22 protein-coding genes are annotated in these 26,087 nt (G+C 64.2%); 10 read left to right on the plus strand and 12 right to left on the minus strand.

Annotation, left to right across the window (positions count from 1 at the left end; all coding sequences use genetic code 11):
• Positions 1-29 precede the first annotated feature (29 nt).
• Entirely contained in the window at positions 30-533 is a 504-nt protein-coding gene (locus AWB80_RS12645; RefSeq protein WP_061175243.1) for an Mpo1 family 2-hydroxy fatty acid dioxygenase, read from the plus strand.
• Here AWB80_RS12645 and rarD read toward each other — a convergent pair whose 3' ends face one another.
• Entirely contained in the window at positions 534-1,511 is a 978-nt protein-coding gene (gene rarD, locus AWB80_RS12650; RefSeq protein ID WP_061175013.1) for an EamA family transporter RarD, read from the minus strand.
• A gap of 392 nt (positions 1,512-1,903) precedes the next feature.
• On the opposite strand from rarD, the gene egtD reads away from it, so the two are divergent.
• Positions 1,904-2,872 (plus strand): L-histidine N(alpha)-methyltransferase, encoded by a 969-nt coding sequence (egtD, locus tag AWB80_RS12655; protein ID WP_061175014.1) that lies wholly within the window; start codon positions 1,904-1,906, stop codon positions 2,870-2,872.
• A gap of 1 nt (position 2,873) precedes the next feature.
• Here egtD and AWB80_RS12660 read toward each other — a convergent pair whose 3' ends face one another.
• Genes AWB80_RS12660 through AWB80_RS12680 form a run of 5 tightly spaced genes read right to left on the minus strand, consistent with a single transcriptional unit; the run spans position 2,874 to position 8,954 of the window.
• Positions 2,874-3,170 carry an acylphosphatase gene (locus AWB80_RS12660; RefSeq protein WP_061175015.1) on the minus strand — a complete coding sequence of 99 codons (297 nt, stop codon included), beginning with the start codon at positions 3,168-3,170 and terminating at the stop codon, positions 2,874-2,876.
• 49 nt (positions 3,171-3,219) lie between these two features.
• Positions 3,220-4,359, minus strand: a complete 1,140-nt coding sequence (locus tag AWB80_RS12665) for a hybrid sensor histidine kinase/response regulator (protein ID WP_061175016.1) — start codon at positions 4,357-4,359, stop codon at positions 3,220-3,222.
• Between the two features lie 22 nt (positions 4,360-4,381).
• Positions 4,382-4,978 (minus strand): chemotaxis protein CheB, encoded by a 597-nt coding sequence (locus AWB80_RS12670; RefSeq protein WP_061175017.1) that lies wholly within the window; start codon positions 4,976-4,978, stop codon positions 4,382-4,384.
• A gap of 2 nt (positions 4,979-4,980) precedes the next feature.
• Positions 4,981-5,817, minus strand: coding sequence for a CheR family methyltransferase (locus AWB80_RS12675; RefSeq protein WP_061175244.1), 837 nt, complete (start codon positions 5,815-5,817; stop codon positions 4,981-4,983).
• Positions 5,818-5,834: 17 nt separating this feature from the next.
• Positions 5,835-8,954: a hybrid sensor histidine kinase/response regulator gene (locus AWB80_RS12680; protein ID WP_061175018.1), complete on the minus strand. Its 3,120-nt coding sequence runs from the start codon at positions 8,952-8,954 to the stop codon at positions 5,835-5,837.
• Between the two features lie 173 nt (positions 8,955-9,127).
• Here AWB80_RS12680 and hpnA point away from each other — a divergent pair, with 173 nt between their 5' ends.
• The 3 genes from hpnA (at position 9,128) to AWB80_RS12695 (ending at position 13,360) form a co-directional block, all read left to right on the plus strand.
• Entirely contained in the window at positions 9,128-10,138 is a 1,011-nt protein-coding gene (gene hpnA, locus AWB80_RS12685) for a hopanoid-associated sugar epimerase (protein WP_061175019.1), read from the plus strand.
• A gap of 244 nt (positions 10,139-10,382) precedes the next feature.
• Complete coding sequence (locus tag AWB80_RS12690) at positions 10,383-12,629, plus strand: NADP-dependent isocitrate dehydrogenase (RefSeq protein WP_061175020.1); 2,247 nt, start codon at positions 10,383-10,385, stop codon at positions 12,627-12,629.
• 200 nt (positions 12,630-12,829) lie between these two features.
• Positions 12,830-13,360 carry a hypothetical protein gene (locus tag AWB80_RS12695; RefSeq protein WP_061175021.1) on the plus strand — a complete coding sequence of 177 codons (531 nt, stop codon included), beginning with the start codon at positions 12,830-12,832 and terminating at the stop codon, positions 13,358-13,360.
• 14 nt (positions 13,361-13,374) lie between these two features.
• Here the strand turns inward: AWB80_RS12695 and AWB80_RS12700 are convergent, their stop codons facing one another.
• A complete protein-coding gene (locus AWB80_RS12700) occupies positions 13,375-14,577 on the minus strand; it encodes a glycosyltransferase (protein ID WP_061175022.1) in 1,203 nt (400 codons plus the stop codon).
• A gap of 436 nt (positions 14,578-15,013) precedes the next feature.
• On the opposite strand from AWB80_RS12700, the gene ispH reads away from it, so the two are divergent.
• The gene (ispH, locus tag AWB80_RS12705; RefSeq protein ID WP_061175023.1) at positions 15,014-15,976 is read left to right on the plus strand and encodes a 4-hydroxy-3-methylbut-2-enyl diphosphate reductase; all 963 of its coding nucleotides are present in this window, start codon (positions 15,014-15,016) and stop codon (positions 15,974-15,976) included.
• Between the two features lie 13 nt (positions 15,977-15,989).
• Positions 15,990-17,144 carry an adenosyl-hopene transferase HpnH gene (gene hpnH, locus AWB80_RS12710; protein ID WP_061175024.1) on the plus strand — a complete coding sequence of 385 codons (1,155 nt, stop codon included), beginning with the start codon at positions 15,990-15,992 and terminating at the stop codon, positions 17,142-17,144.
• 70 nt (positions 17,145-17,214) lie between these two features.
• Here hpnH and AWB80_RS12715 read toward each other — a convergent pair whose 3' ends face one another.
• The 4 genes from AWB80_RS12715 to AWB80_RS12730 all read right to left on the minus strand — a co-directional run bounded on the left by AWB80_RS12715 (position 17,215) and on the right by AWB80_RS12730 (position 20,291).
• Positions 17,215-17,610, minus strand: a complete 396-nt coding sequence (locus AWB80_RS12715; protein ID WP_061175025.1) for a type II toxin-antitoxin system VapC family toxin — start codon at positions 17,608-17,610, stop codon at positions 17,215-17,217.
• On the minus strand, positions 17,607-17,846 hold the full coding sequence (locus tag AWB80_RS12720; RefSeq protein WP_425266850.1) for a type II toxin-antitoxin system Phd/YefM family antitoxin: 240 nt from the start codon (positions 17,844-17,846) through the stop codon (positions 17,607-17,609). The genes AWB80_RS12715 and AWB80_RS12720 overlap by 4 nt, the downstream gene beginning before the upstream one ends.
• 139 nt (positions 17,847-17,985) lie before the next feature.
• Positions 17,986-18,180, minus strand: a complete 195-nt coding sequence (locus AWB80_RS12725) for a YbdD/YjiX family protein (protein ID WP_061175026.1) — start codon at positions 18,178-18,180, stop codon at positions 17,986-17,988.
• Positions 18,181-18,206: 26 nt separating this feature from the next.
• The gene (locus AWB80_RS12730) at positions 18,207-20,291 is read right to left on the minus strand and encodes a carbon starvation CstA family protein (RefSeq protein ID WP_061175027.1); all 2,085 of its coding nucleotides are present in this window, start codon (positions 20,289-20,291) and stop codon (positions 18,207-18,209) included.
• Between the two features lie 167 nt (positions 20,292-20,458).
• Here AWB80_RS12730 and AWB80_RS12735 point away from each other — a divergent pair, with 167 nt between their 5' ends.
• On the plus strand, positions 20,459-21,886 hold the full coding sequence (locus AWB80_RS12735) for a cache domain-containing protein (RefSeq protein WP_061175028.1): 1,428 nt from the start codon (positions 20,459-20,461) through the stop codon (positions 21,884-21,886).
• A complete protein-coding gene (locus AWB80_RS12740) occupies positions 21,876-22,514 on the plus strand; it encodes a response regulator (RefSeq protein ID WP_061175029.1) in 639 nt (212 codons plus the stop codon). The genes AWB80_RS12735 and AWB80_RS12740 overlap by 11 nt, the downstream gene beginning before the upstream one ends.
• Before the next feature lie 6 nt (positions 22,515-22,520).
• Here the strand turns inward: AWB80_RS12740 and AWB80_RS12745 are convergent, their stop codons facing one another.
• The gene (locus tag AWB80_RS12745; protein WP_061175030.1) at positions 22,521-23,138 is read right to left on the minus strand and encodes an MlaC/ttg2D family ABC transporter substrate-binding protein; all 618 of its coding nucleotides are present in this window, start codon (positions 23,136-23,138) and stop codon (positions 22,521-22,523) included.
• 280 nt (positions 23,139-23,418) lie between these two features.
• Between AWB80_RS12745 and hpnN the strand changes: the two genes are divergently transcribed.
• A complete protein-coding gene (hpnN, locus tag AWB80_RS12750; RefSeq protein ID WP_061175031.1) occupies positions 23,419-26,079 on the plus strand; it encodes a hopanoid transporter HpnN in 2,661 nt (886 codons plus the stop codon).
• Positions 26,080-26,087: the final 8 nt, after the last annotated feature.

The following is a 26,087-nucleotide window of genomic DNA, read 5'->3' on the forward strand; positions in this document are numbered from 1 at the left end:
AACAGAAGAACACGAAGGAGACGTCCGACATGCGCACGCTGACCGATCAGTTGTCGCAATACGCCGCTTATCATCGCGACAGGCGCAATATCGCCACGCACTTCGTCGGCATTCCGCTTATCGTGCTCGCGATCGCGGCGTTGCTGAGCCGTCCCGCATGGCCCGTGTTGTCGGGTGCGTTCCTGCTCACCCCAGCATGGGTGCTGTTCGCACTGGCCACGCTCTACTATCTCTGGCTCGATGTACCGCTCGGCATCGCCATGGGCATCGTGTCCGCGTCGAGCGCGGCGTTCGGGCAATGGGTCGCGTCGCAAAGCACATCGATATGGCTCGCGACCGGCCTCGGCATGTTCGTGACCGGCTGGGTCTTTCAGTTCATCGGTCACGTGCGCTATGAGCATCGCAAGCCCGCCTTCGTCGACGATATCGTCGGACTCTTGATCGGACCGCTCTTCATTCTCGTCGAGCTGATGTTCGGGCTCGGCCTGATGCGCGATCTGCACGACGCCATCGAAACGCGCAGCGCGCGCTGATCAGTCGACGCGCTCGATTTCCTCCGCGACGGTTTCATGCTCGACACTCGCGTGATGCTCGCTCATCGGCAATGCTTTGTTGCGCGAGCGCTCGCGCATCAAAAGACGCGCGCTATGCACGCCCGTCAACACGACGGCGATCCAGATCGGCACATACGTGCCGAGTTGCCGCATCGAAAATGGCTCGCCGAGCAACAGCACGGCCACGCCGACGAGCAGCACCGGCTCGACATAGCCGAGTATGCCGAAAAGCGCAATCGGCAGATGACGGCTCGCGCGCAGATACGACGCCAGCGCGATCGTGCTCAACGCGCCGAGGCCGGGAAGCAGCAGCAAGCCGAGATGCGGCGAGCCGGAGACATCCGCGAACGAGCCGCGCACGATCAGCATGATCACGGCGACGGGCGCGATCAACATGATCTCCACCGCGAACGACACGAGCGGATCCGCATTGAGCTTGCGGCGCAACACGAAATACGGCGGATAGCCCAGCATGACGACGAGCGTCGGCCACGCGAACGCATGTGTGACGACGAGTTCGTGCGCGACACCGACAGCCGCCGCGACGACGCCCGCCCACTGAAAAGCATCGAGCCGCTCACCGTAATGGAAACGTCCGAGCAGCACCATCGCGAGGGGCAAAAGGAAATAGCCGAGCGATACTTCGAGCGCGCGCCCGTGCAGCGGCGCCCAGAGAAAAATCCACAGTTGCACGCCAAGCAACGCGGCGGCGGCGGCGAACGCCAGCAGCAGATGCGGCGTTTTGGCGAGCCTCGAAACGAGGGCGCATAATTGCGGCCAGCGCTTTCGCACCGCGACGAGCGCAAGCGCGCCGGGCAACGTCCACACGATGCGCCACGCGAAGATGTCGAGCCCGTCGAGTGGCGCGAGCCATTTCGTATAGCCCGACATGAGCGCGAAAAGCGCCGAAGCGCCGACGGACAGCGCGATGCCGCGCGCGAGGTCATGCTGATTCATCGAGAGTGGCGCGCTGCGCGGAAGGTGGATGCAAGCCGAATGAAACGGGACGTCGCATTCTAAACGCAGCGTGCCGGCCTTTTTCAAAACCTGCTTCAAACACGAACCGGCGGGCGCGCCCGCTTCTTGCTAGACAAAGGCTTCGCATTTCGGCATGAACTTCGCCGCGTGAACCTGGCGCCATCAGCGCCGTCTCACGCGACTGTCTTTAGCCGGTCACGATGATCGGCGACCCTTGGCGGTCCGGCCCATGGCTCCGGTCCGTTTCCCACAGTCCCGAGCGGCATTGCGTACGAACCCGCCGCTCACGTCATTGCATCCGCAGCAACACGCGCCGTGCGATCGCCTTCGAAGATCGCACGCGAAGAAAACGCCGCTTCGATGGAGACGTCATGACTCAACCCGCCTTGTCGCCTCGCTTTGCCAACGCCTTCGCGGAGGCCGTGTACACAGGACTCAGCAAGCGTCCGCAAAAAGAATTGCCCTCGATGTATCTGTATGACGAAGTCGGCTCCGCCCTCTTCGAAGTGATCACCGCGCTGCCCGAATACGGCGTCACGCGCGCGGAAGAGCGCGTGCTGAAGGACCACGCCGCCGATATCGTCGCGGCCATGCCGGGCGAGATTCAGGTTGCCGAACTCGGCAGCGGCAGCGGCCGCAAGACCCGCCGCATTCTCGAAGCGCTGTGTAAAAAGCAGCCCACGGCTTACCATCCGATTGAAATTTCTCGCACCGCGCTGCAGTTGTGCCGGCGGGAGCTGAGCGATATCGAGCGCGTCTCGATCGTCGGACACGAGCGCGATTACCTCGCGGGATTGTCGGAAGTCAGCGCGAAGCGCAAGGAAGGCGAAAGGCTGCTCGTGCTGTTTCTCGGCAGCACCATCGGCAATTTCGCGCGGCTCGCGGCCACCCGCTTCCTGCGCTCGATCCGCGGCATGCTCCAGCCCGGCGATGCGCTATTGCTCGGCACCGATCTCATCAAGCCGCTGCCGGTCCTGATCGCCGCGTATGACGATCCGATCGGCGTCACGGCCGCGTTCAATCTGAACATGCTCGCGCGGATCAATCGCGAACTCGGCGGCGACTTTCCGCTCGATGCCTTCGAGCACGTCGCGCGCTTCAATCCCGATGCGCGCAGCATCGAAATGCATTTGCGTGCGAAGCGCGCGCTTTCCGTGCGCGTGCGCGGCGCGGATCTGCGCGTCGAGTTCCGCGAAGGCGAGACGATCTGGACGGAAAGCAGCCACAAGTATGCGGCCGATGAAGTCGCGCCGATCGCCGCCGATGCGGGCTTCGAATGCACGCATCAGTGGCGCGACGAGGAATGGCAGTTTGCGGAGAGTCTGCTGGTGGCGAAGTGACTTAGTGCTGCTCGAAGCGCTCATAACGCTTCTCGACGTGGCGCTCTTCGCTGTGGAAGTCGGTGACGCGGGCATGCGGCGGCCCGCGTCGCAGCCATTCGAGCATCAGATCGACCTGATTGGCCGCGCCTTGCACGATCGCTTCCACGGAGCCGTCGTCGAGATTGGCGACCCAGCCGCGCACGCCGAGCGCGTGCGCCTTTCTGACCGTGTAGTGCCGGAAGCCGACGCCCTGCACGACGCCGCGCACGCGCACGTAATAGGTTTCGATTCTCGTATCCAGATCCGGGCCTGGCATCGCGCTTTCTCCTCTCAGAAGTTGATACGCCGCATTGTAGACACGCTCGTCAGCTCAGGCGAAACGGCTGCGCCATGTCGGCGCGCTCGCCCGAGCGCGGATGCGGCACGCGCGGCAGCGTGACTTCGAACACCGTGCCGGACTCGGCCGTCGAGCGCACGGCGACGTCGCCGCCGTGCATCTGCGCAATCTCGCGCGTGATGTAAAGCCCGAGCCCGAGCCCGCTCGATTCGTGCTGGCGTCGGCCGGAGCGATACGGCGCGAAGATCGTCGGCAGGACGTCGGCGGGAATCTCGCCGGCATTCTGCACCGTGATGGTCACATCGTCCGCGTTGCCGTCGAGCCGCACCTGGATCGCCGAGCCTTCGAGCCCGTGCTGCAACGCATTGCCGATGAGATTCGAGAACACCTGCGAAAGCAGATCGCCGTCGCCCTGCAAAAGCGTGTCGCCCTGACGCAGCACGAAAATGCGCCCTTTGCCGACGCGCGCCTCGTATTCATCGACGATATTCTTCGCGAGCGTCATCAACTCCACCGCGCGCGGCTGCAAGGTCACGCGCCCGCCGCGCAGACGCGCGAGGTTCAGCAACTGATCGACCATCCGCACCATGCGCATGCCGCTCGACTTGATGCGCGTGCCGATATTCGCGACGTTCTCGTCCGGCACGAAGCGCGCGAGATATTCCGCCGACGCGATCACCGCCGACAGCGGCGTGCGCAGATCGTGGCCGAGCACGGCCATCAGCATCTCGTTCGCATCGAGCAGTTGCTGCACGGTCGCAAGCTGCGTCGCGAGCTGCTGCTTCTGACGCTCCATCTGAATGAACACATCGACCTTCGAGTTCAGGATGCGCGAATCGAACGGCTTGTAGAGGAAATCCACCGCGCCCGCTTCGTAGCCGCGGAAGGTGCGGCTCGCGTCCTGCGCGGTCGCCGTGAGAAAGATGATCGGCACGTGCGCGGTGCGCGGGCTGCCGCGCATGAGTTCGGCGAGTTCGAACCCGTCCATGCCGGGCATGTTGACGTCGAGAATCGCCAGCGCGACTTCGTGCTTGAGCAGCAGCTCGAGCGCGGCCGGCCCCGATTCGGCCTTCAGCACCGACAGATCCGGCCGCGCGAGCGACGCTTCGAGCGCGGTGATGTTGTTGCGGATGTCGTCGACGATCAGCACGTGGATGGGTTGCGTCATCTGGTGACTCCTTGCCTTCTTGTCATGGCTGACGCCCGATGCATCGCGATAGCCGCATCGCCATGTCGTCGAGCGTCAGTACTTCGTTCACTGCGCCTTGCGCGATGGCGGCGAGCGGCATCGCGGGCGCGGGGGCCGTCGCCGGGTCCTGCGCCCAGCACGCACCGCCCGCATCGCGGATCGCGCGTGCGCCGCGCGCGCCGTCGTCGTTCGCGCCCGACAGCACGATGCCGAGCAGCCGCGCGCCGTAGGCATGCGCCGCCGATTCGAACAGCACGTCCACCGATGGCCGCGAGAAGCGCACAGGTGGATCGACAGACAGCGCGATCGCCGGCGCCGCGCCGTCTTCCGATTCGACCAGCATGTGATAGCCCGGCGGCGCGAAATACACGGTGCCCGGCGCGATCTCGTCCTTGTCGAACGGCTCCTCGATGACGAGCTCGCAGCGCGCCGCGAACAAACCCGGCAGCAGGCTCGGCTGCCCTTGCCGCACATGCACGACGACCAGCACCGGCGGCGCGAAGGTCTTCGGCAACGCGGGCAGCAACTGATTGAGCGCCTCGACGCCGCCCGCCGATGCGCCGATCACGATTGCCCCGATGCGGTCCGCGTCGAACATCGTCACACCTTCTGATAGAGCCGCTCGCGCGGATTGAAGTCCGCGAAACGGTCGGCGCAGGTGGAAAAGCGCAGGCTCTCCTTGCTGCCGAGGCCGAGAAAGCCGCGCCGCACGAGCGAATCGCTGAACAGGCCGAGCGCGCGATCCTGCAGCGCGCGATCGAAATAGATCAGCACGTTGCGGCACGACACCAGATGCGCTTCGAGGAACACGCTGTCCGTCGCGAGACTGTGATCCGCGAACACCACGCGCGACTTGAGCGTCTGCGAGAACTTCGCCGCGCCGTAGGCCGCGTGATAGTAGTCCGACAGCGAGCGCTTGCCGCCCGCCGCCAGATAGTTCTGGCTGAAGCCCGCCATGCGCTCCAGCGGATAGATGCCGCTCTCGGCCAGCCGCAACGCTTCGGCGTTGATGTCGGTCGCGTAGAACACCGTGCGCTCCGCGATCTTCTCTTCCGCGAACAGCACCGCGAGCGACCACAATTCCTCGCCGCTGCTGCATCCCGCGACCCACACCTTGATCGACGGATACGTCTGCAGAATCGGCACCACCTGTTCGCGGATCGCGCGGAAATACTGCGGGTCGCGAAACATCTCGCTCACCTGCACGGTGAGGTACTGAAAGAGCCGCGCGAACAGCGCCGGGTCGCGCAGGATGCGCTCCTGCAAGTGCGAAAGCGTCGGCACGCTGAAGTCCTGCACGGCCTGCGCGAGCCTGCGCCTCAGCGAACTCACGGAATAGTGCCGGAAGTCGTGCTGATAGCGCAGGTAGATCGCTTCCAGAATCAGCTTCAGTTCGATATCGAACGTCGCTTCTTCGTCGTGGCGGACGTCATTCATCTGAGAGAGGGTTCCGTTCATCGCTGGCGCAGCCATACGCGGCACAGCGACACGAGCTTATCCACGTCGATGGGCTTGGATATGTAATCGTCCGCACCCGCTTCGAGACATTTCTGGCGATCGCTCGGCATCGCCTTCGCCGTCAGCGCGATGATCGGCAAACGCGCAAATTCCGTGCGCTTGCGGATTTCGCTCATCGCGGTGAGGCCGTCCATCTCGGGCATCATCACGTCCATCAGCACGAGGTCGATATCGCCGCGGCGCGCGAGCGCTTCGAGCGCCTCCCGCCCGTTGCGCGCGATTTCGAGCGTCGCGCCGAGCGGCTCGATCACGCGCGAAAGCGCGAAGATATTGCGCACGTCGTCTTCGGCGAGCAGGATCGTGCGGCCTTCGAACACGTCGTCGCGCTGACGCGCCGCGCGCAGCATGCGCTGCTGCTCCGGCGGCAACGCGCTCTCGACGCTATGCAGGAACAGCGTCACTTCGTCGAGCAGGCGCTCCGGCGACTTCGCTCCCTTGATGATGATCGATTTCGAGTAGCGGCGCAGGCGCTGCTCCTCTTCCTGCGACAACAATCGCCCCGTATAGACGATGACCGGCGGCGAAGCCTGCCCGCTGCCCGTCGACACGCGTTCGAGCAGGTCGTAGCCGGAGCCGTCGGGCAGCGCGAGATCCATCACGACGCAATCGAACGGCGCGCGCTGCATTTCCTCGACGGCCTCGGCGATCGATCCCGCCTCCACGATGCCGACCGTCTCGCTCGCGAGCAGCGCGTGAATGCTCTGACGCAGCGCCGGATCGTCCTCGACGACGAGCACGCGGCGCATGCCCTGCGCCGAACGCGCTTCGAGCTTGCGGATCGCGTGGGCGAGTTCCTCGCGCGCGCTCGGCTTGAGCGTATAGCCGATCGCACCGAGATGGAGCGCGACATCGGCGTGATCGGTCGCGGAGACGATGTGAATCGGAATGTGGCGCGTGAGCGGATCGTGCTTGAGCCATTCGAGCACCGTGAGACCCGACTGATCCGGCAAGCCGATGTCGAGCAGGATGCCGTTCGGCTGCAGCGAGCGCGCGAGTTCGACGCCCTGCGTGGCGGTGGCTGCGTGCACGCAGTCGAAGTCGAGCTCGTGCGCGAGATCGTAGAGAATGCGTACGAAGGTCTGATCGTCCTCGATGACGAGGATCACGCGATCCGGGCGCTTGCGGTCGGCGCGGTCGTCGACGATGGCGATCGGCTCGGGCATCGCGACGGGCGCCTGCACCGGCAACGGCTGCACGGGCTGCATCGTCGCGGGCGCGGGTTCGCTCGGCGCGACGATCGTGTCGAGCTTCGCGGTGACGGTGCCTTCGCGCGCGGCGATCGGCAGCGTCACCGAAAACACGCTGCCCTGCCCCAGTTCGCTCGACACCGATACCGAGCCGCCGAGCAGGCGCGAGAACTCGCGTGAAATCGACAGCCCCAGACCGCTGCCGCCGTATTTACGGCTCGTCGTGCCGTCGGCCTGCTGGAACGCCTGGAAGATCATGTCCTGCTTTTCGCGCGCGATGCCGATGCCCGTGTCGCGCACCTCGAAGCGCAGCGCGCTTTCGCTCGCGCGTTCGACCGCGACCGTCACGCGCCCGCGCTCGGTGAACTTGAACGCGTTCGACAGCAGATTGCGCAACACCTGCAAGAGCCGCTGGCTATCGGTGACGAAGTACTGCGGCACGTTCTCGCCATGCCCGGTGACGAATTCGACCCCCTTGCTCCCGGCGACGGGCGCGAAGGATTGCTGCAGCGTCTGCAGAATCGAATCGACGGAAGTGGGCGCGAACTGCACGTCCATCTGTCCCGCCTCGACCTTCGAGAGATCGAGAATGTCGTTGATGAGCGAAAGCAGATCGCTGTTCGACGAATGAATCGTTGCTGCGTAACGCACCTGTTCGTCGGTCAGGTTGCCTTGCTTGTTGTCCTGCAGGAGCTTGGCGAGAATCAGCGAGCTATTGAGCGGCGTGCGCAGTTCGTGCGACATGTTCGCGAGGAACTCGGACTTGTACTGGCTCGCGCGTTCCATTTCCAGCGCGTTCGCGGTCAGTTCCTGTTGCGCCTGCAAAAGCTCGGCCTTCTGGCGTTCGAGATGCTGCGTGTGCTCTTCGAGCTGGACATTGGTCTGTTCGAGTTCGGCCTGCTGCTGTTCGAGACGCGCCTGCGAATCCTGCAACGCGCGGCCCCGCTCCTCCAGTTCCTCGTTCGACACGCGCAGTTCTTCCTGCTGCACCTGCAATTCCTCGCTCTGGCGCTGCGTTTCCTCGAGCAATTCGACCATGCGCGCGCGATAGCGCGCCGAACGCAGCGCCATGCCCACCGGCTCCGACGCCATTTCGAGCAACGCGCGGGCATCGTCGAAACGTCCTTCGCCGCCGACGAAACCGACTTCGATCGCGCCCGCGACTTCGCCATCGGCGAAAAGCGGCGCGATCACCACGCGCGACGCCGCCGCCGAGCCGAGCGCGGAACCGGTTTTCAGATAATGCGACGAAGCGTCGCGCAGTTCGAGCACGCGCTCATCGGCGACGGCCTGACCGACGAGCCCCTCGCCGCGCGCGATCCGGCGCGGCGCGCTGTCTTCGTCGGGCAGCGCCCACGCCGCGACGCGCACGAGCGCATCGCCGTCGAGCGCGTAGACGACGCCGACTTTCGCGTTCACGTAGGGAATGATCGAACGCAGGATGCTCACGCCGATCGAAGCCGGAGACTGCTCGCCACGCAATTTGACGGCGAGCTGCATGATGCCCTGCTGCAGCCAGGTCGTGCGTTGTACGGCGAGCCGCGATTTGATATATAGATGCGCCACCGCCGCGAGCACGAGCAGCACGACGATGCCCATCGCGCGGTTGATCTGCAGCACTTCGCGGCTGGCGGTCGGGTCCACCGCCGCAAATGCGTATCCTGCGATCATCAGCAGGGCCGACGCGCCCGCCGTGACGATCGGCACCGCGGGCCGGTCGACCCACACGCAGAGCACGACCGGCAGCACGTAGAAGACCCAGATCGCGACGCGCATCGGCGTGAGCACATCGATGCAGAACACGACGGCAAGCGTGATCGCGATGGCAAGGTAGATCCAGGCAGTCAGGTTTCGAGTGTCTTGAGGCATCGTTGACCGGTTATGTTCATGTTTTGCGCGGGCCCCGCGCCGGCAGCAGGCACGGACCTTAGCATGAGCCGCAAGTCCTTGTCACATCGGGCTTCGCGGCCGATCGGCGCATGCTTTCCCGCGCGGCAGTTGTTACGAAAGACCGCCGTGCCAGTGTTTTCAACGAGGTAAGAATGACTGATTTTTCTGGCTCTCGCGTGCTCGTCACGGGCGCCTCGGGATTCGTCGGGTCCGCGGTTGCGCGGCTCGCCATCGAACGCGGTTTCGACGTGCGCGTGCTCGTGCGCAAGACCAGCCCACGCAAGAACGTCGAATCGCTGAATGCGGAAATCGTCGTCGGCGACATGCGCGACGAGGCCTCGATGCGCGCGGCGCTCAAGGGCGTGCGCTTTCTGTTTCACGTCGCCGCCGATTACCGCATCTGGGCGCCCGACCCGAGCGAGATCGAGCGCGCCAATCTCGACGGCACCGAAGCGACCATGCGCGCGGCGCTGGCTGAAGGCGTCGAACGCATCGTCTATACGAGCAGTGTCGCGACCTTGAAGGTGACGAGTTCCGGCGCGATCGTCGATGAGACCAAGCCCTCGGACGCGGCGAGCACGATCGGCGCGTACAAGCGCAGCAAGGTGCTGGCCGAGCGCGCCGTCGAGCGCATGGTCGCGCAGAACGCGCTGCCGGCGGTGATCGTCAATCCGTCGACGCCGATCGGCCCGCGCGACGTGCGCCCGACGCCGACCGGGCGCATCATCGTCGAAGCGGCGACGGGCAAGATTCCCGCGTTCGTCGATACGGGCCTCAATCTCGTGCACGTCGACGATGTCGCCAACGGGCACTTTCTGGCGCTGGAACGCGGGAAAATCGGCGAACGGTATATCCTCGGCGGGGAAAACCTGCCCTTGCAGCAGATGCTCGCGGATATCGCCGGATTCGTCGGCCGCAAGCCGCCGACCATCAGGCTGCCGCGCGGGCCGCTCTATCCGGTGGCGCTCGGCGCGGAACTCGTCGCCAAACTGACCGGCAAGGAGCCGATGGTCACGCGCGACGCGTTGCGGATGTCGAAGAACAAGATGTACTTCACGTCGGCAAAGGCGCAGCGGGAACTCGGCTACAGCGCGCGGCCGTACGCGCAAGGACTGAAGGATGCGCTCGACTGGTTTCGGGCGAATGGCTATCTCGCTGCATGAAGCGCGAAATCATTTCGTGAAACGTTCCGGCAGGCGTAACGGCGTGCAAATCGCCAACTCTTGTATAAGACTTGAAAAAAGTTAAGTCATTGATCTATCACGGAAAACGCCAGTTTTGTCCGTTCGCGCGCCGCGAAATTCACACGCGCGAACCGCAAAATCAGGCAGAATAGCGGTTTGTTGCCGGAAGGGCGATTGAGGCCGGCGGTTTTTTCCAACCTGTTTTCGGATGTCGAGACAAGCGATGAGTAATCAGCAACCCACCATCATCTACACCCTGACCGACGAAGCTCCGCTGCTCGCGACCAGCGCCTTTCTGCCGATCATCCGTACCTTCACCGCGCCGGCGGGCGTCAATGTCACGACGAGCGACATCTCGGTTGCCGCGCGCATCCTGGGCGAATTCCCCGAATTCCTGACCGACGCGCAAAAGGTCCCCGACAACCTCGCCGAGCTCGGCCGCCTCACGCAGCTCGACGACACCAACATCATCAAGCTGCCGAACATCAGCGCGTCGCTGCATCAGCTGACGAGCGCGATCAAGGAACTGCAGTCGAAGGGCTACAAGCTGCCCGACTATCCCGAAGAGCCGAAGAACGACGAAGAGCAGGCCATTCGCGCGCGCTACGGCAAGTGCCTCGGCTCGGCCGTGAACCCAGTTCTGCGCGAAGGCAACTCGGACCGCCGCGCGCCGCTCGCCGTCAAGAACTACGCGAAGAAGCATCCGCACAGCATGGGCGAGTGGAGCATGGCCTCGCGCACGCACGTCGCGCACATGAAACACGGCGACTTCTATCACGGCGAAAAGTCCGTCACGAACGATAAAGCACGCGAAGTGCGCATGGAACTCGTCACGAAGCGCGGCGAGACCATCGTGCTGAAGCCGAAGGTCAAGCTGCAGGATGGCGAGATCGTCGACAGCATGTTCATGAGCAAGAAGGCGCTGGTCGAGTTCTACGAAGAGCAGATGGAAGATGCGCGCAAGACCGGCGTCATGCTGTCGCTGCACGTGAAGGCGACCATGATGAAGGTCTCGCACCCGATCGTCTTCGGTCACGCGGTGAAGGTGTTCTACAAGGACGCGTTCGCCAAGCACGCGAAGCTCTTCGAGGAACTCGGCATCAACGTGAACAACGGCCTCGTCGATCTGTACACGAAGATCGAGACGCTGCCGGAATCGCAACGCGACGAAGTCATCCGCGACATGCACGCATGCCACGAGCACCGCCCGGCGATGGCGATGGTCGATTCGGCCAAGGGCATCTCGAACCTGCACGCGCCGAACGACGTGATCGTCGATGCCTCCATGCCCGCGATGATCCGCGCCGGCGGCAAGATGTGGGGCGCCGACGGCCGTCCGCAAGACACCAAGTGCCTGATTCCGGAAAGCACGTTCGCGCGCATCTATCAGGAAATCATCAACTTCTGCAAGACCAACGGCGCGTTCGACCCCAAGACCATGGGCACGGTGCCGAACGTCGGCCTGATGGCGCAGAAGGCCGAAGAGTACGGCTCGCACGACAAGACCTTCGAGATCGCGGAAGACGGCACGGCGCGCATCGTCGATAACGCGACCAACGAAGTCATCGAAGGGCTGACGCAGGAAGTCGAGAAGGGCGACATCTGGCGCATGTGCCTCGTGAAGGATGCGCCGATCCGCGACTGGGTGAAGCTCGCCGTCACGCGCGTGAAGAACTCGGGCACGCCGGCGGTGTTCTGGCTCGACCCGTATCGTCCGCACGAAGCCGAATTGATCAAGAAGGTCGAGACCTACCTGAAGGACTACGACACCCGTGGCCTGGACATCCAGATCATGTCGCAGGTGCGTGCGATGCGTTACACGCTGGAGCGCGTGATTCGCGGCATGGACACGATCTCGGCCACCGGCAACATCCTGCGCGACTACCTGACCGACCTGTTCCCGATCATGGAACTCGGCACGAGCGCGAAGATGCTGTCGATCGTTCCGCTGATGGCGGGCGGCGGCCTGTACGAGACGGGCGCGGGCGGCTCGGCGCCGAAGCACGTGCAGCAGCTCGTGCAGGAAAACCATCTGCGCTGGGATTCGCTCGGCGAATTCCTCGCGCTGGCGGTGTCGCTGGAAGAACTCGGCATCAAGAACGACAACGCGCGTGCGAAGCTCGTCGCGAAGGCGCTGGATTCGGCCACCGGCAAGCTGCTCGACAACAACAAGAGCCCGTCGCCGAAGACCGGTCAGCTCGACAATCGCGGCAGCCAGTTCTATCTCGCGATGTACTGGGCGCAGGAACTCGCGTCGCAGACGGAAGATCGCGAACTCGCCGCGCTGTTCGCGCCGCTCGCGAAGACGCTCGCTGCGAACGAGCAGAAGATCGTCGACGAACTCGCCGCCGTGCAGGGCAATGCGGCGGATATCGGCGGCTACTACAAGCCGGACGAAGCGAAGCTCGAAGCGGTGATGCGTCCGAGCAAGACGCTCAACGCCGCGCTCTCGGAAGTGCGCGCGAAGTAAGGTTGGACGGGCGCGTGATGCGCGCCCTGCGAACCGGCATCTCTTCGGAGATGCCGGTTTTGTTTTTTTGGAACGGACGAAAAACTGTCGTGTAATCCGCACGCTCGGTGCAATTGGTTACAACCTGTGCCGACCTCGCCAAATTCGAGCGGGTAGAATCGTTGCCTCGCCGCCCAGTTGCCAGACACAGACACACTCGCATGAATCTACAAGACCAGCTCGGCGCGCTGGAGTCGAGCCTCGATACGCTCCTCCAGACCGCGGCCGCATCTGACCGATCATCTGTCGAATCGAACGAAACCGTTGTTGCGTCGAATCAGCCGTCGCCTGACGAACCGCCCGCATTGGGCGGCGCGCGTGAGCCGGACGATTCCGCCGCGCCCGCCGAACCGCCGGGCCTCAACGAGCCGCCGACGCTCGTCGTGTCGCGTCCGGAGCGCGATGCGATCGAAATGACCATCGCGGGCAAGACGGTGAAGCTGAGTCCGGAAGGGGTGTCGGAACTGATCGAGGAATTGTCGAACGTGCGCGCGTCGATGTCGCCGGAGCAGCCGGCGGGGATCGCGCCGGGGTGGCGCTTCGCGGCGACCAAGGACCCGGTCATGGCGACGCAGAAGTATCCGAATGGCGACCGGCTGCTGATCCTGCGTCACAGCGGGCACGGGTGGGTGCCGTTTTCGTTCTCGCCGAACATGGTGATCGAGTTGTACGCCATGTTGACGAAGAAGTAAGCGCACTTCGCGACTTACGAACCTTCCTGCGTCGGCGCCTGAACCCGCGCCTTCCACTGCCCGCCCTTCCCGCTCCAGTAACGCACCGCCGAACCGATCGTCGCGCTGACGTAGAACAACGCGACGAACGGCAGAAGCGGCGCCCACAACAACGATCTGCGGTAGTAGCGCAGCATCGGCCCATAGGCGATGCACATGAACGCCCACGCGGCGCAAGCGGGCCAGGCGCGCGCGCCGAACGCCAACGCGAAGACCGGCGGCACGAGATAGATCAGCACCATGCCGAGCACCGTGCCAGCGAGCAGCAACGGTGAATAGCGTAATTGCGTGAAAGCCGTGCGCGCGATCATGTTCCAGACATCGCGCCAGCTATCGTAGGGACGCAGGGATTCGCTGCGTTCGGCGAGATCGAGACGAATCGGACGCGCGCCGTTGCGGCCCGCGCGATGCTTGATGCGCGCCGCGAGACTGCAATCGTCGATCAGTTCCTGGCGGATCGATTCGATGCCGCCCGCCTCCACGAGCGCCGAGCGGCGCACCAGCATGCAGCCGCCCGCCGCGCCGGCGGTCGGCTTCTTCACGTCGTTGACCCACGCGAAGGGATAGAGCTTCGCGAAGAAAAACACGAACGCGGGAATCAGCGCCTTTTCCCAGAGCGAATCGCAGCGCAGACGCACCATCAGCGACACCAGATCGCGGTCTTCGAGAATCGTGCGCGCGACGAGTTGCGTCGCGGCATCGGCGGGATGGTAGATGTCCGCATCGGTCAGCAGCAGGAATTCGGCGGGCAGGCCGAGCGAATCGATCGCGCCGATGCCTTGCGACTGCGCCCACACCTTGCCCGACCAGCCCGGCGGCAGCGGCTGCGCGGTCAGCACGGTCAAACGGTCTTCGAGCCCGAGATCGCGGGCGGCGGCAAGCGCGACGCTGGCGGTGCCATCGGTGCTGTGGTCGTCGACGACGATCACATGGAACGCGCCCGCGTAGTCCTGCTTCAGCAGCGAACCGACGGCGCGTCCGATCACATCCGCCTCGTTGCGCGCCGGCACGACAGCCACGAGCGCAGGCCACGCGCCGCGCCGCGCGATCTCCGCACTGCCGACAGCGTGGATCGTGGTATCGGAAAGCGCTGGGGCGGGCTCCGCGCGCCAGAAGCCGCCGCGCGCCAGCAGCAGCACGATCCAGATCAAGAAAGACAGCCAGGCGATCAATAGCATGAAATAAACGATTAGCGTGTGAACAGTGGCGTAGCCGGACGAAGCGCGCGGCGTTTCAGCCGACTCGGACGTTGCGCAAAAAATACACAAACGCCGACGGCGCGCGGAATCCTTCCAGAACGAGGCCCGGCGGGCCGCGCGGCGCAAGTCTCGCCGGCACGCGGGCCGAAGCGTCCGACAGTTTACTGGGTTCTGAAAATCGCCGTATTTCAGCGCCGACAACCGTTTCGTGGACTGAAGCAGGCATTGAGCACCCAAAAAGGGAACGCGTTAGAATACGCGGTCAACTTCGGCGCGCAGACCGCGTACAGCATGTCTTTTTTTCCGGTCTGCTTTCCAGGCACTCTTCCGACGTTTTCCGAGGCGTCGCGAAGGATGAATCAACGGAAAGCGCCGGCTAACCCCGAAACCCGCGTCAGTCGGAGTTCGTTCGAATATGCGTATCATCCTTGCTCAACCCCGCGGCTTTTGTGCGGGTGTGGTCCGTGCGATCGAAATCGTCGATCGGGCCCTCGAACGGCATGGCGCACCGGTCTATGTGCGCCATGAGATCGTTCATAACCGTCATGTCGTCGACAATCTGCGGAGCAAGGGCGCACGTTTCGTCGAAGAACTCGATGAAGTGCCGCACGGCGCGGTAGCGATCTTCAGCGCGCACGGCGTCGCGCGCAAAGTCGAAAAGGATGCGCAGACGCGCGGCCTCGATGTGCTGGACGCCACCTGTCCTCTGGTCACGAAAGTGCACGTGCAGGGGCGCCAGTATGTAGCGCAGGGACGCACGCTGATTCTGATCGGCCACGCGGGCCATCCGGAAGTGGAAGGCACGATCGGGCAGATTCCCGGCGTCGTCGTGCTGGTGCAGAGCGAAGCCGAAGTGGCGAAGATGACGCTCGCGCCCGACACGCCCGTCGCCTACGTCACGCAGACCACGCTGTCGGTCGACGACACACGGGGCATCATCGACGCGTTGCAGCGCCGCTTCACCGATATCGTCGGGCCGGATACGCGCGACATCTGTTACGCGACGCAAAACCGCCAGGCCGCCGTGCGCGAACTGTCGAGCCAGGTGGACGTGCTGCTCGTGGTCGGCGCCACCAATAGTTCAAATTCGAACCGCCTGCGGGAGATCGGCGCCGAGAGCGGCGTGCCGAGCTACCTCGTCGCGGACGGTTCAGAGATCAAGCCGGAATGGTTTGCCAGGGTGCAGACGGTCGGCATCACCGCGGGCGCTTCGGCGCCCGAGGAAATGGTCAAACATGTGATCGATGCCCTGCGCGCGTTCGGAAACGTCGAAGTCACGACGATGAACGGCCGCGAGGAAAAGGTCGAATTCAAACTCCCCGCGAAGCTCACTCAACCGGTCGCCGCCGTTGCGGCAACCGCGATTCGCGAAGAATAAGGAGAGGACGCAATTGTCTATCCCGATGCTCCAGAAGGCGCGCGTTGGCGCCTATATCTTCAAACAGCACATCACGGGCACGAAGCGCTACCCGCTCGCGCTGATGCTGGAACCGCTGTTCCGCTGCAATCTGGCGTGTAACGGTTGCGGCAAGATCGATTATCCGGACCCGATCCTGAACCAGCGTCTGTCGCTGGAAGAATGTCTCGGCGCCGTCGACGAATGCGGCGCGCCGGTCGTGTCGATCGCGGGCGGCGAGCCGCTGCTGCACAAGGAAATGCCGCAGATCGTGAAGGGCATCATGGCGCGCAAGAAGTTCGTGTATCTCTGCACGAACGCGCTCTTGATGGAAAAGAAGATGGACGACTACGAGCCGAGCCCGTACTTCGTCTGGTCGGTGCACCTCGACGGCGACCGCGAGGCGCACGATCACTCGGTTTCGCAGCCGGGCACCTATGACAAGGCCGTCGCGGCCATCAAGGAAGCGAAGCGCCGCGGCTTTCGCGTGAACATCAACTGCACGCTGTTCAACGACGCCGAACCCGAGCGCGTGGCGAAGTTCTTCGACACGCTCGGGCCGATCGGCGTCGATGGCATCACGGTTTCGCCGGGCTATGCATACGAGCGCGCGCCGGACCAGCAGCACTTCCTGAACCGCGACAAGACGAAGAATCTGTTCCGCGAAATCTTCAAGCGCGGCAACAACGGCAAGAACTGGTCGTTCAGCCAGTCGACGCTGTTCCTCGACTTCCTGGCGGGCAACCAGACGTATCAGTGCACGCCGTGGGGCAACCCGGCGCGCACGGTGTTCGGCTGGCAAAAGCCCTGCTATCTGGTCGGCGAAGGTTACGTGAAGACCTTCAAGGAACTGATGGAAACCACCGACTGGGACAAGTACGGCACGGGCAAGTATGAGAAGTGCGCGGACTGCATGGTCCACTGCGGCTTCGAGGCAACGGCCGTGATGGACACGGTGGCGCATCCGCTGAAGGCCGCGAGGATCGCGCTTTCGGGTCCGCGCACGACGGGCGCCTTCGCGAAGGAACTGCCGATCGACAAGCAGCGTCCGGCTGAATTCGTGTTCTCGAAGCACGTGGAGATCAAGCTGGAAGAGATCGGCCGCATGCAGAAGAACAAGGGCGCGAAGACGGCGGCGGCGGTGAATTGAGCGCGCGTTGACGAAACAGGAATGAAGAAGGGCGGATGGCTTTGGGGTCATCCGCCCTTTTGTTTTCCAGCTACCAGATTGTCCTGACGTGCTCGTATTTGCGAATCAGACGATCCCTTGTCACCAGGGGCGCCGATAGCGCCCGCGCCGTCGCGACGATCACGCGATCCGCGGGATCATTGTGAAACGCCCCGGGCAGTTCGATCGATCGGATGGCGATGCTGCTGTCCACCGGCATGAATCGCACGGCGTCGATTCGACCGACCCGTTCGACCCAGTCGCTGACGTCCATCGACAGTCGTATCTTGCCTCTGCTCACCAGCAAGGCAATTTCCCACGCACTCATGGCCGAAACGACGATCTCTCCGTTTTCGCCCGATTCCTCCGCGATGGCTGCGCGCGCCTGCTTGCTGAGCGCCCCACCGCCGATCCACCATAGAAGCGTGTGCGTGTCCAGCACGATCATCGATACGCCTCCCAGTCGTCCTCGCCGAGCGGCTCGAATGCATCTTCGCAAAACAGCACGCTTCCGCGCAGTTCTTCCAGCGGAGTCAGCGATGAACCCTCGTAGCGCCGGATTTCGAGCACGGGTTTTCCATGGTCTGTCACAATCATATGTTCTCCTGTCGATTCAACGAGACGAAAATATTCAAGCGCTTTAGCCTTGAACTCCGATTTCGAAACTCGCTTGACAGTCATGATAGCGCCCATGGTCATTTTCAAGTAGTCATTTTACCCTCGTCCGGATGGAATAGGCAAAACCGACATTTCCGACGCCCACAAAAAAACGCGACGGCTCTCACCGTCGCGTCCTTGTCACCTGCCGCTACACCACATCAACTCAGCAGCACTTCCCCGCCCCCGATCCGTACCTCGCTTCCTGCCGCTCGCGGAAGAACTCCGCATAGGTCATCGCGGGCTTGTCGGGATGCGTCGTCTGCATGTGCGTGACGTACGCGTCGTAGTCGGGCATCCCGACCATCAGGCGCATCGCCTGGCCGAGATACCGTCCTGCTTGCTGAAGATCGCTGAACATCGCTTGCTCCTTTGTGCGGCAAAGACTCAATGTCCCGAACGAACCGCCGCGTTCGCGCCCGCGGGCATCGCTTCGAACGGCGTCTCGCGCACCGTCGGCCTGGTTTCGCGACGCGCGCGCAACACGGCCAGCACGCCGTACACCGCGATGCTCACCACGACGAAAATGAACAGCCCGGCAAGCGCCGCATCGACGTAATCGTTGAAAATGATGCGCTGCATCTCCGCCAGCGACTTCGCCGGCGCCATCACCTTGCCCGCGTCGTACGCTTCCTTCAGCTTGCCCGCGTGCGCGAGGAAACCCACCTTCGGACTCGCGTCGAAAATCTTCTGCCAGCCGGCCGTCAACGTGCAGATGAGCAGCCAGATCGTCGGCACGAGCGTGACCCATGCGTAGCGCTCGCGCTTCATCTTGAACAGCACGACGGTGCCGAGCATCAGCGCGATGCCCGCGAGCATCTGGTTCGAGATGCCGAAGAGCGGCCACAGCGTGTTGATGCCGCCGAACGGATCGACCACGCCCTGATACAGGAAGTAGCCCCACGCGGCGACGCACAGACCCGTCGCGACGAGATTGGCCGGCAGCGACTCCGTGCGGCGCAGCGCCGGATGGAACGTGCCGAGCAGATCCTGCAGCATGAAGCGGCCGGCGCGCGTGCCCGCGTCGACGGCGGTCAGGATGAAAAGCGCCTCGAACAGAATCGCGAAGTGATACCAGAACGCCATCATCGCCGGGCCGCCGATCACCTGGTGAAGAATGTGCGCCATGCCCACCGCAAGAGTCGGCGCACCGCCCGCCCGCGCGATGATGGTCGTCTCGCCGACCGCTTTCGCCGTCGACGTCAGCATGTCCGGCGTCAACAAAAAGCCCCAGCCCGTCACGGTCTGCGCGACCGCTTCGGGCGTCGAGCCGAGCAGCGCGGCGGGGCTGTTCATCGCGAAATACACGCCCGGCTCGATCACGCAGGCGGCGACGAGCGCCATCATCGCGACGAACGATTCCATCAGCATCGCGCCATAACCGATGAAGCGCATGTTGACTTCGTTGTCGATCATCTTGGGGGTCGTGCCCGACGCGATCAGCGCGTGGAAGCCCGACACCGCGCCGCACGCAATGGTGATGAAGAGGAACGGGAACAGGTTGCCCGACCACACCGGCCCGCTGCCGTCGACGAACTTCGTGAAGGCCGGCATCTTCAGCTCGGGCGCGACGATCAGAATGCCGATCGCGAGGCCGAGGATCGTGCCGATCTTGAGGAACGTCGAAAGATAATCACGCGGCGCGAGTAGCAGCCACACCGGCAGCACCGAGGCGACGAAGCCGTAGCCGATCAGAATCCACACGAGCTGCACGCCGGTGAACGTGAAGTACGGCGCGAGCGTCGCCGATTCGGCAACTTGCCCGCCGTAGACGATCGCGAGCATCAGGCCGACGAAGCCGATGATCGACACCTCGCCGATGCGCCCCGGACGGATGTAACGCGTATAGACGCCCATGAAGAGCGCGATCGGAATCGTTGCCGCGACGGTGAACGTGCCCCACGGCGAATTCGTCAGCGCCTTCACGACGATCAGCGCGAGCACCGCGAGAATGATCACCATGATGAGGAACGCGCCGAACAGCGCGATCACGCCGGGCACGGTGCCCAGTTCCATCTTGATGAGGTCGCCGAGCGAGCGGCCGTCGCGGCGCGTCGAGATGAACAGGATGACGAAATCCTGCACCGCGCCCGCGAACACCACGCCGCCGAGAATCCACAGCATGCCGGGCGTGTAGCCCATCTGCGCAGCCAGCACCGGGCCGACGAGCGGTCCCGCGCCGGCGATCGCCGCGAAGTGATGGCCGAACAGCACGTACTTGTTGGTCGGCACGTAGTCGAGGCCGTCGTTGTGACGCACGGCCGGCGTCATGCGCAGGCCGTCGAGCTGCAGCACCTTGCCCGCGATGAAGCGCGAATAGAAGCGGTAAGCGATGAGATAGACGCAGACCGCCGCGATGACGATCCACAGTGCGCTGATACTCTCGCCGTGGGCGAGTGCGATGGTGCCGAATGCGAACGCGCCCAGCAGCGCGAGCGCGATCCAGACCAGGAATCCTGAAGCCCGATTCATGGCGTCTCCTTGAATGTTATTGCCCTTGGGGTAAGCCCTTGGTGCCGTCTCATGCGCCGCGACGACGCATTGGGCGGTAGTATTCGCCTTCGCCCGAGCGCTTACAAGCGCACAACTACGTAACCGGACTACGTAGAATCACGTAGCAAGAATCGCTTCATGAGCCGATGAATCTCAAGGCAAAGATCTTTCTGCTGGCGATCGTGCCGTTCGCGCTGGCGATCGGCGGAATCACTTACGGCGTGCGCCAGCAGGCTGAAACACTCGCGCAGGCCCAGCACGACACCACGCAGGCCGCGTACATGTCGAGCAAGGAGATCGAGCTGCGGCATTACGTCGAGATCGCCAAGAGCGCGATCGCGCCGTACTACGACGCCCCCGCCGACGATCCGCGCAGCGACGACGAACGCCGCCGCCTCGCGCTCGACGCGCTGCACCGGCTCGATTTCGGCCAGGACGGCTACTTTTTCGTCTACACGATGCGCGGCACGTCGCTGATGCATCCGCGCCAGCCCGATCTCGTCGGGCGCGATCTCTGGCTGATGCGCGATCCGAACGGCGCGCTGACCATCCAGGAACTCATCAGGCAGGCGTCGCAAGGCGGCGGCTACGTGCGCTACGTGTGGCGGCGGCCGTCCACCGGTTTGCTCGCGCCGAAGCTCGGCTATGTCGTGCCGCTGCCGCGCTGGGGCTGGATGGTGGGCACCGGCATCTATCTGGAGGATGTCGAAACGACGCTCGCGCGCATCGATACGCAGGCGGCCGTCAACATCGAGCGCACGCTGATGTGGATCGGCGCGATCGCGCTGGCCGGGCTCGCGATCATCGCCGTATGCGCGGCGGTGCTCAACATCAGCGAGCATCGCAGCGCGGACGCGAAGCTGAAACTGCTCGCGCGGCAAGTCGTGGATTCGCAGGAGCAGGAGCGCGCGCGCCTGTCGCGCGAGCTGCACGACGGCATCAGCCAGATGCTGGTTTCGGTGAAGCTGCTGCTCGAATCGGCGCTCGCGCGTTTCGAACGCGGCGCGGCGCGCGAGCCGACCGCCGAAGCCGCGCTCGCGACGAGCCTCGGACGCCTGTCCGGCACGCTGCGCGAAGTGCGCCGCATCTCGCACGCGCTGCGACCCGCGATGCTCGACGATCTCGGCCTCGCTGCCGCGCTCGGTCAGCTCGCGCGCGAACTCGACGGCCAGGACGGCACCGAAGTGCGCTTCGAATCGATGGACGACGGCAAACCTTGTGCGGCGCAGCGCGCGACGCTGCCCGACCCCGTCAACACCGTGCTGTTTCGCATCGCGCAGGAAGCGCTGACCAACATCGCGCGGCACGCGCAGGCATCGCGCGCGGCGATCACGCTGGATATCGCGCCGCACGCCGTCACGCTCGACGTCACCGACAACGGCCGCGGCTTCGACGCGCACACCGCCATCACCGATCCGGCGAGCGGCGTCGGCCTGCGCAACATGCGCGAACGGCTCGACACGCTCGGCGGCACGCTCGCGGTCAGCTCGCAGCTCGGCCGTACGTCGATCACCGCGCGCGTGCCCTTGCCGCTCGCCGCGCCCAACCTCCATGGACATATCGATGAGCGCTGAACCGGTCCGCATCATCCTCGTCGACGATCACCCGCTCGTGCGCGACGGCCTGCGCGCGCGTCTCGATTCCGTACCGCATCTGCGCGTGATCGGCGAGGCGGGCAACGCGAAGGAAGCACTCGCGCTCGCCGCCGACGAATCGAATCCGCCCGATCTCGCGCTGATGGACGTCGGCATGGCGGGCATGAGCGGCATCGAACTGGCGACGCTCTTTCACGAGCGCTTTCCCGGCATCCGCGTGCTGATGCTGTCGATGCACGATAACGTTGAATATGTGAAGCAGGCGGTGCGCGCGGGCGCGAGCGGCTATGTGCTGAAGGATTCGCCCGCCGCCGAGATCATCCAGGCGATCGACGCGGTGCTCGCCGGCAAGACCTTTTTCAGCGCGGGGCTGGCCGCGCGCATGATTCAGGCACAGTCGATGCAGACGCCGCTCGAACGCCTCACGCCGCGCGAGCTCGAAATCCTCGATGCGCTGGCCGAGGGCTTATCGAGCAAGCAGATCGCGCAGCAACATGGGCTGTCGGTGCGCACGGTGGAAACGCATCGGCTGAATTTGAAGCGCAAACTCGATATCGACGGTCAGGCCGAGCTGATCAAGTTCGCGGTGGAGCACCGCCGAACGTGATGAAACTCAGCCCGCCGAACGGGCGTTGTGCTCGGACAGGAACTTGATGAGGCCATCGACACCGCCTTTCTGCAACTGACCCGCGAACTGTTGCTGATAGACCTGGATGAGCCACGCGCCCATCATGTCGATGTCGTAGATTTTCCAGCCCTGCGGCGTCTTTTGCAGGCGGTAGCGCACGGGATTGTCGCCGCCGGTGGAGATGACGTGCGATTCGACGACCGTGTCTTTCGCGTTGGCGTCGATGTTGGGCGCGTCGAACTTGAACTTCACGTCCTGATCGCGCAACTGCGCAAGCGACGCCGCGTAGGTGCGCACCAGCAGCGTCTGGAACTGGTCGTAAAGCTGCTTCTGCTGCTCGGGCGTGGCGCTCGCCCACGCCTTGCCGACCGCGATGCGCGTCGTGCGCTGAAAATCGGTGGCGGGCAAAAAGCGCGTCTCGACGAGCTGCGTGATCTTGGCCATGTCGCCGCCGCGCGCCTGCGGGTCGGCCTTCATCGCGTTGACGGTGCCTTCGACGGCGCCCTTCACGACGGCATCGGGACTTGTTTGTGCGAGCGCCTCGCCTGCAAAAAACATCGAGGCGAGGAGGAAAGCGAAGCAAAGGGAAATATAGCGTTTCATGGCACCCGTTCTCTGATCAGGTTTTGGTGGCGCGGGTTGTGCGAATCATGCGGCCATCGGACATTGCAAGCGAGGCCGCGTGACTGCGGGTCAGTATACCGACACCGCAGCGCCGCAACAGTTCAAGCACGCTTCAGGCACGGAGTGTTCCAGCGCGCCCGCTATACTTGCGCGGCACACCGCGTGGTCTTGCGGACAGGATTCGGAATCCGGCGGTCGGCATCATGCAACTCGCGCGTTCGCACGCGCAAAAATAACAGGACACACAGGTAGCGTCTTCATGCTGACGTCCAACATTACCCGCTTCGTCACTCTCGCCATCCGCCGACCGGCGTGGATTATCGCCGTTTCGCTCGTGCTCGGCGTGCTCTCCACGATTTATGTCGTCCATCATTTCCGCATCAGCACCGACGTCAGCCAGCTGATCGAAACCGAGCCCGAATGGGCGGCGCGCAGCAAGGCCATCGACGAGGCCTTTCCGCAGCGCGGCGCGACGCTGCTGATCGTCGTGCAGGCGCCCGCGCAGGAATTCGCCGATGCCGCCGCGAACGAACTCGCCGCCGCGCTCGCGAAGGAACCGGAACGCTTCAAGTCGGTGTCGCAGCCCGCGGGCGGCGCGTTCTTCGAACACAACGGCCTGCTCTATCTGCCGACGGAGAAGGTCGAGCAGGTCACGAAGCAGCTCGTGCAGGCGCGCCCGCTGATCAACACGCTCGCGCACGACCCGACGCTCACCGGCCTCGCGCAGACGCTCAACACCACGCTCAATCTGCCGTTGACGCTCGGCCAGGTCAATCTCGGCCAGATGGCCGGCCTGCTCGGCAACAGCGCGACCGTGCTGGACCGCGTGCTCGCGAATCAGCCGGCGGCGTTCTCGTGGCGCGATCTGGCGGATTCATCCAAGGCCGACAAACCCGGCCGCGCGTTCGTCACCGTGTTGCCGGAGCTGAACTTCAATGCGCTGAAGGCGGCGGCGGGCACGTCGGACGAGATTCGCGCGAAGGCGTCCGAAATCGGCATCGACAAAAAATATGGCGCGACGCTGCATCTGACCGGCGCGCAGCCGCTCGCCGACGAGGAATTCGCGTCCGTGCAGGACGGCGCCGTGCTCAACGGCGTGCTCACGTTTCTCGTCGTGCTGATGATCCTCTGGGTCGCGCTGCGCTCGAAGCGCATGATCCTCGCGGTGTTCATCACGCTGTTCGTCGGGCTCGCGATCACCGCCGCGCTCGGCCTCATGATGGTCCACGCGCTCAACATGATCTCGGTCGCGTTCATGGTGCTGTTCGTCGGTCTGGGCGTGGATTTCGGCATTCAGTTCGGCGTGAAGTATCGCGAGGAACGCTACAAACACAAGCGGCTCGACGTGTCGCTGGCGGAAACCGCGCGCCATGTCGCTGTGCCGCTCACGCTCGCCGCGGCCGCAACCGCCGCGAGCTTCTTTTCGTTTTTGCCGACCGCGTATCGCGGCGTGTCGGAGCTGGGGTTGATCGCGGGCGTCGGCATGTTCGTCGCGTATGCGACCAACATGACGCTGCTGCCCGCGCTCATCAAGGTGTTCGCGCCGCCGGGCGAAGCGCGTTCGCCGGGTTTTCCGATGCTCGCGCCCGTCGATGAATTTCTCGACAGGCATCGCAAGCCGGTTCTGATCGGCACGCTCGTGGTGGTGATCGGCGCGCTGCCGCTGCTTTTCGATCTGCGCTTCGACTTCAATCCGCTGCATCTGAAGGACCCGCACACCGAGTCGATGGCGACGCTCACCTCGCTCCAGGATTCACCGGAAGGCGCCGTGAACGATGTCGCCGTGCTCGCACCGTCGCTCGCCGAAGCCGACCGTATCGCCGCGAAGCTGCAAAAGCTGCCGGAAGTCGATCGCGCGACCACGCTCTCGTCGCTGATCCCCGCCGATCAGCCGAAGAAACTCGAACTCATCAAGGCCGCGGCCGATCAACTGCTGCCCGCGCTCGATCAGCAAACCGCATCGCCCGTGACGGACGAAGTGCGCGTCGCGGCGCTCAAGCGCGTGTCGAGCCAGCTCTCGCTCGCCGCCGACGAGCATCCCGGCCCCGGCGACAAGGAAGCGAAGCATCTGTCGCAGACGCTCGCGAAGCTGGCGCAGGCCGACGCCGCCACGCGCGAGCGCGCCGAGCACGCGATGGCCGCGCCGCTGCGTATCGCGCTCGCGCAATTGCGCGCGCTGCTCACGCCGAGCGAAATCACGCGCGCGACGCTGCCGCCGCAGATGGTCGCGTCGTTCGTGACGCCGGACGGTCAGGCGCTCGTCGATGTCTCGCCGAAGATTCCGCCCGGCGTCGATCCCAACGACGACACCCTTCTCGCCCGCTTCGCCGACGCCGTGCAGAAAGCCGAGCCCGATGCGATCGGCGGGCCGATCTCCGTGCGTCATTCGGCCGAGACCATCATCAAGGCGTTCGAACAGGCCGCGCTCTATTCGCTGATCGCGATCGCGGTGCTGCTGTGGCTCGCGCTACGCCGTTTTGGCGATGTTCTGAGAACTTTGGTACCTTTGCTCGTTTCCGCGATCGTCACGCTCGAACTGTGCGTCGTCTTCCGGATGCCGCTCAACTTCGCGAACATCATCGCGTTGCCGCTCATGCTGGGCGTCGGCGTCGCGTTCAAGATCTATTTCGTGATGGCGTGGCGATCCGGCCAGACGCGCTTGCTACAGTCGAGCCTCACGCATGCCGTTATGTTCAGTGCGGCCACGACCGCGACCGCGTTCGGCAGCCTGTGGTTCTCGCATCATCCCGGCACGTCCAGCATGGGACGGCTTCTGGCGCTGTCGCTCTTTTGCACGCTGATCGGCGCCGTGGTGTTCCAGCCCGTTCTGATGGGCAAGCCGCGCAAGGTGCGCGCGGCCGACCGGGCGAAGCTGCGGGCGGCGCGGCGACATGACAACTTACGAGGAATTGAAGAATGAAGTCGGGA

It is taken from the genome of Caballeronia pedi, from assembly GCF_001544915.2.
GTDB lineage: Bacteria > Pseudomonadota > Gammaproteobacteria > Burkholderiales > Burkholderiaceae > Caballeronia > Caballeronia pedi.

Excerpts from the sequence above, each read along its gene's own strand:
- AWB80_RS12645 (WP_061175243.1), top strand. The coding sequence starts at position 30 with ATGCGCACGCTGACCGATCAGTTGTCGCAATACGCCGCTTATCATCGC.
- rarD (WP_061175013.1), bottom strand. The coding sequence starts at position 1,511 with ATGAATCAGCATGACCTCGCGCGCGGCATCGCGCTGTCCGTCGGCGCT.
- egtD (WP_061175014.1), top strand. The coding sequence starts at position 1,904 with ATGACTCAACCCGCCTTGTCGCCTCGCTTTGCCAACGCCTTCGCGGAG.
- AWB80_RS12660 (WP_061175015.1), bottom strand. The coding sequence starts at position 3,170 with ATGCCAGGCCCGGATCTGGATACGAGAATCGAAACCTATTACGTGCGC.
- AWB80_RS12665 (WP_061175016.1), bottom strand. The coding sequence starts at position 4,359 with ATGACGCAACCCATCCACGTGCTGATCGTCGACGACATCCGCAACAAC.
- AWB80_RS12670 (WP_061175017.1), bottom strand. The coding sequence starts at position 4,978 with ATGTTCGACGCGGACCGCATCGGGGCAATCGTGATCGGCGCATCGGCG.
- AWB80_RS12675 (WP_061175244.1), bottom strand. The coding sequence starts at position 5,817 with ATGAATGACGTCCGCCACGACGAAGAAGCGACGTTCGATATCGAACTG.
- AWB80_RS12680 (WP_061175018.1), bottom strand. The coding sequence starts at position 8,954 with ATGCCTCAAGACACTCGAAACCTGACTGCCTGGATCTACCTTGCCATC.
- hpnA (WP_061175019.1), top strand. The coding sequence starts at position 9,128 with ATGACTGATTTTTCTGGCTCTCGCGTGCTCGTCACGGGCGCCTCGGGA.
- AWB80_RS12690 (WP_061175020.1), top strand. The coding sequence starts at position 10,383 with ATGAGTAATCAGCAACCCACCATCATCTACACCCTGACCGACGAAGCT.
- AWB80_RS12695 (WP_061175021.1), top strand. The coding sequence starts at position 12,830 with ATGAATCTACAAGACCAGCTCGGCGCGCTGGAGTCGAGCCTCGATACG.
- AWB80_RS12700 (WP_061175022.1), bottom strand. The coding sequence starts at position 14,577 with ATGCTATTGATCGCCTGGCTGTCTTTCTTGATCTGGATCGTGCTGCTG.
- ispH (WP_061175023.1), top strand. The coding sequence starts at position 15,014 with ATGCGTATCATCCTTGCTCAACCCCGCGGCTTTTGTGCGGGTGTGGTC.
- AWB80_RS12715 (WP_061175025.1), bottom strand. The coding sequence starts at position 17,610 with ATGATCGTGCTGGACACGCACACGCTTCTATGGTGGATCGGCGGTGGG.
- AWB80_RS12725 (WP_061175026.1), bottom strand. The coding sequence starts at position 18,180 with ATGTTCAGCGATCTTCAGCAAGCAGGACGGTATCTCGGCCAGGCGATG.
- AWB80_RS12730 (WP_061175027.1), bottom strand. The coding sequence starts at position 20,291 with ATGAATCGGGCTTCAGGATTCCTGGTCTGGATCGCGCTCGCGCTGCTG.
- AWB80_RS12735 (WP_061175028.1), top strand. The coding sequence starts at position 20,459 with ATGAATCTCAAGGCAAAGATCTTTCTGCTGGCGATCGTGCCGTTCGCG.
- AWB80_RS12740 (WP_061175029.1), top strand. The coding sequence starts at position 21,876 with ATGAGCGCTGAACCGGTCCGCATCATCCTCGTCGACGATCACCCGCTC.
- AWB80_RS12745 (WP_061175030.1), bottom strand. The coding sequence starts at position 23,138 with ATGAAACGCTATATTTCCCTTTGCTTCGCTTTCCTCCTCGCCTCGATG.
- hpnN (WP_061175031.1), top strand. The coding sequence starts at position 23,419 with ATGCTGACGTCCAACATTACCCGCTTCGTCACTCTCGCCATCCGCCGA.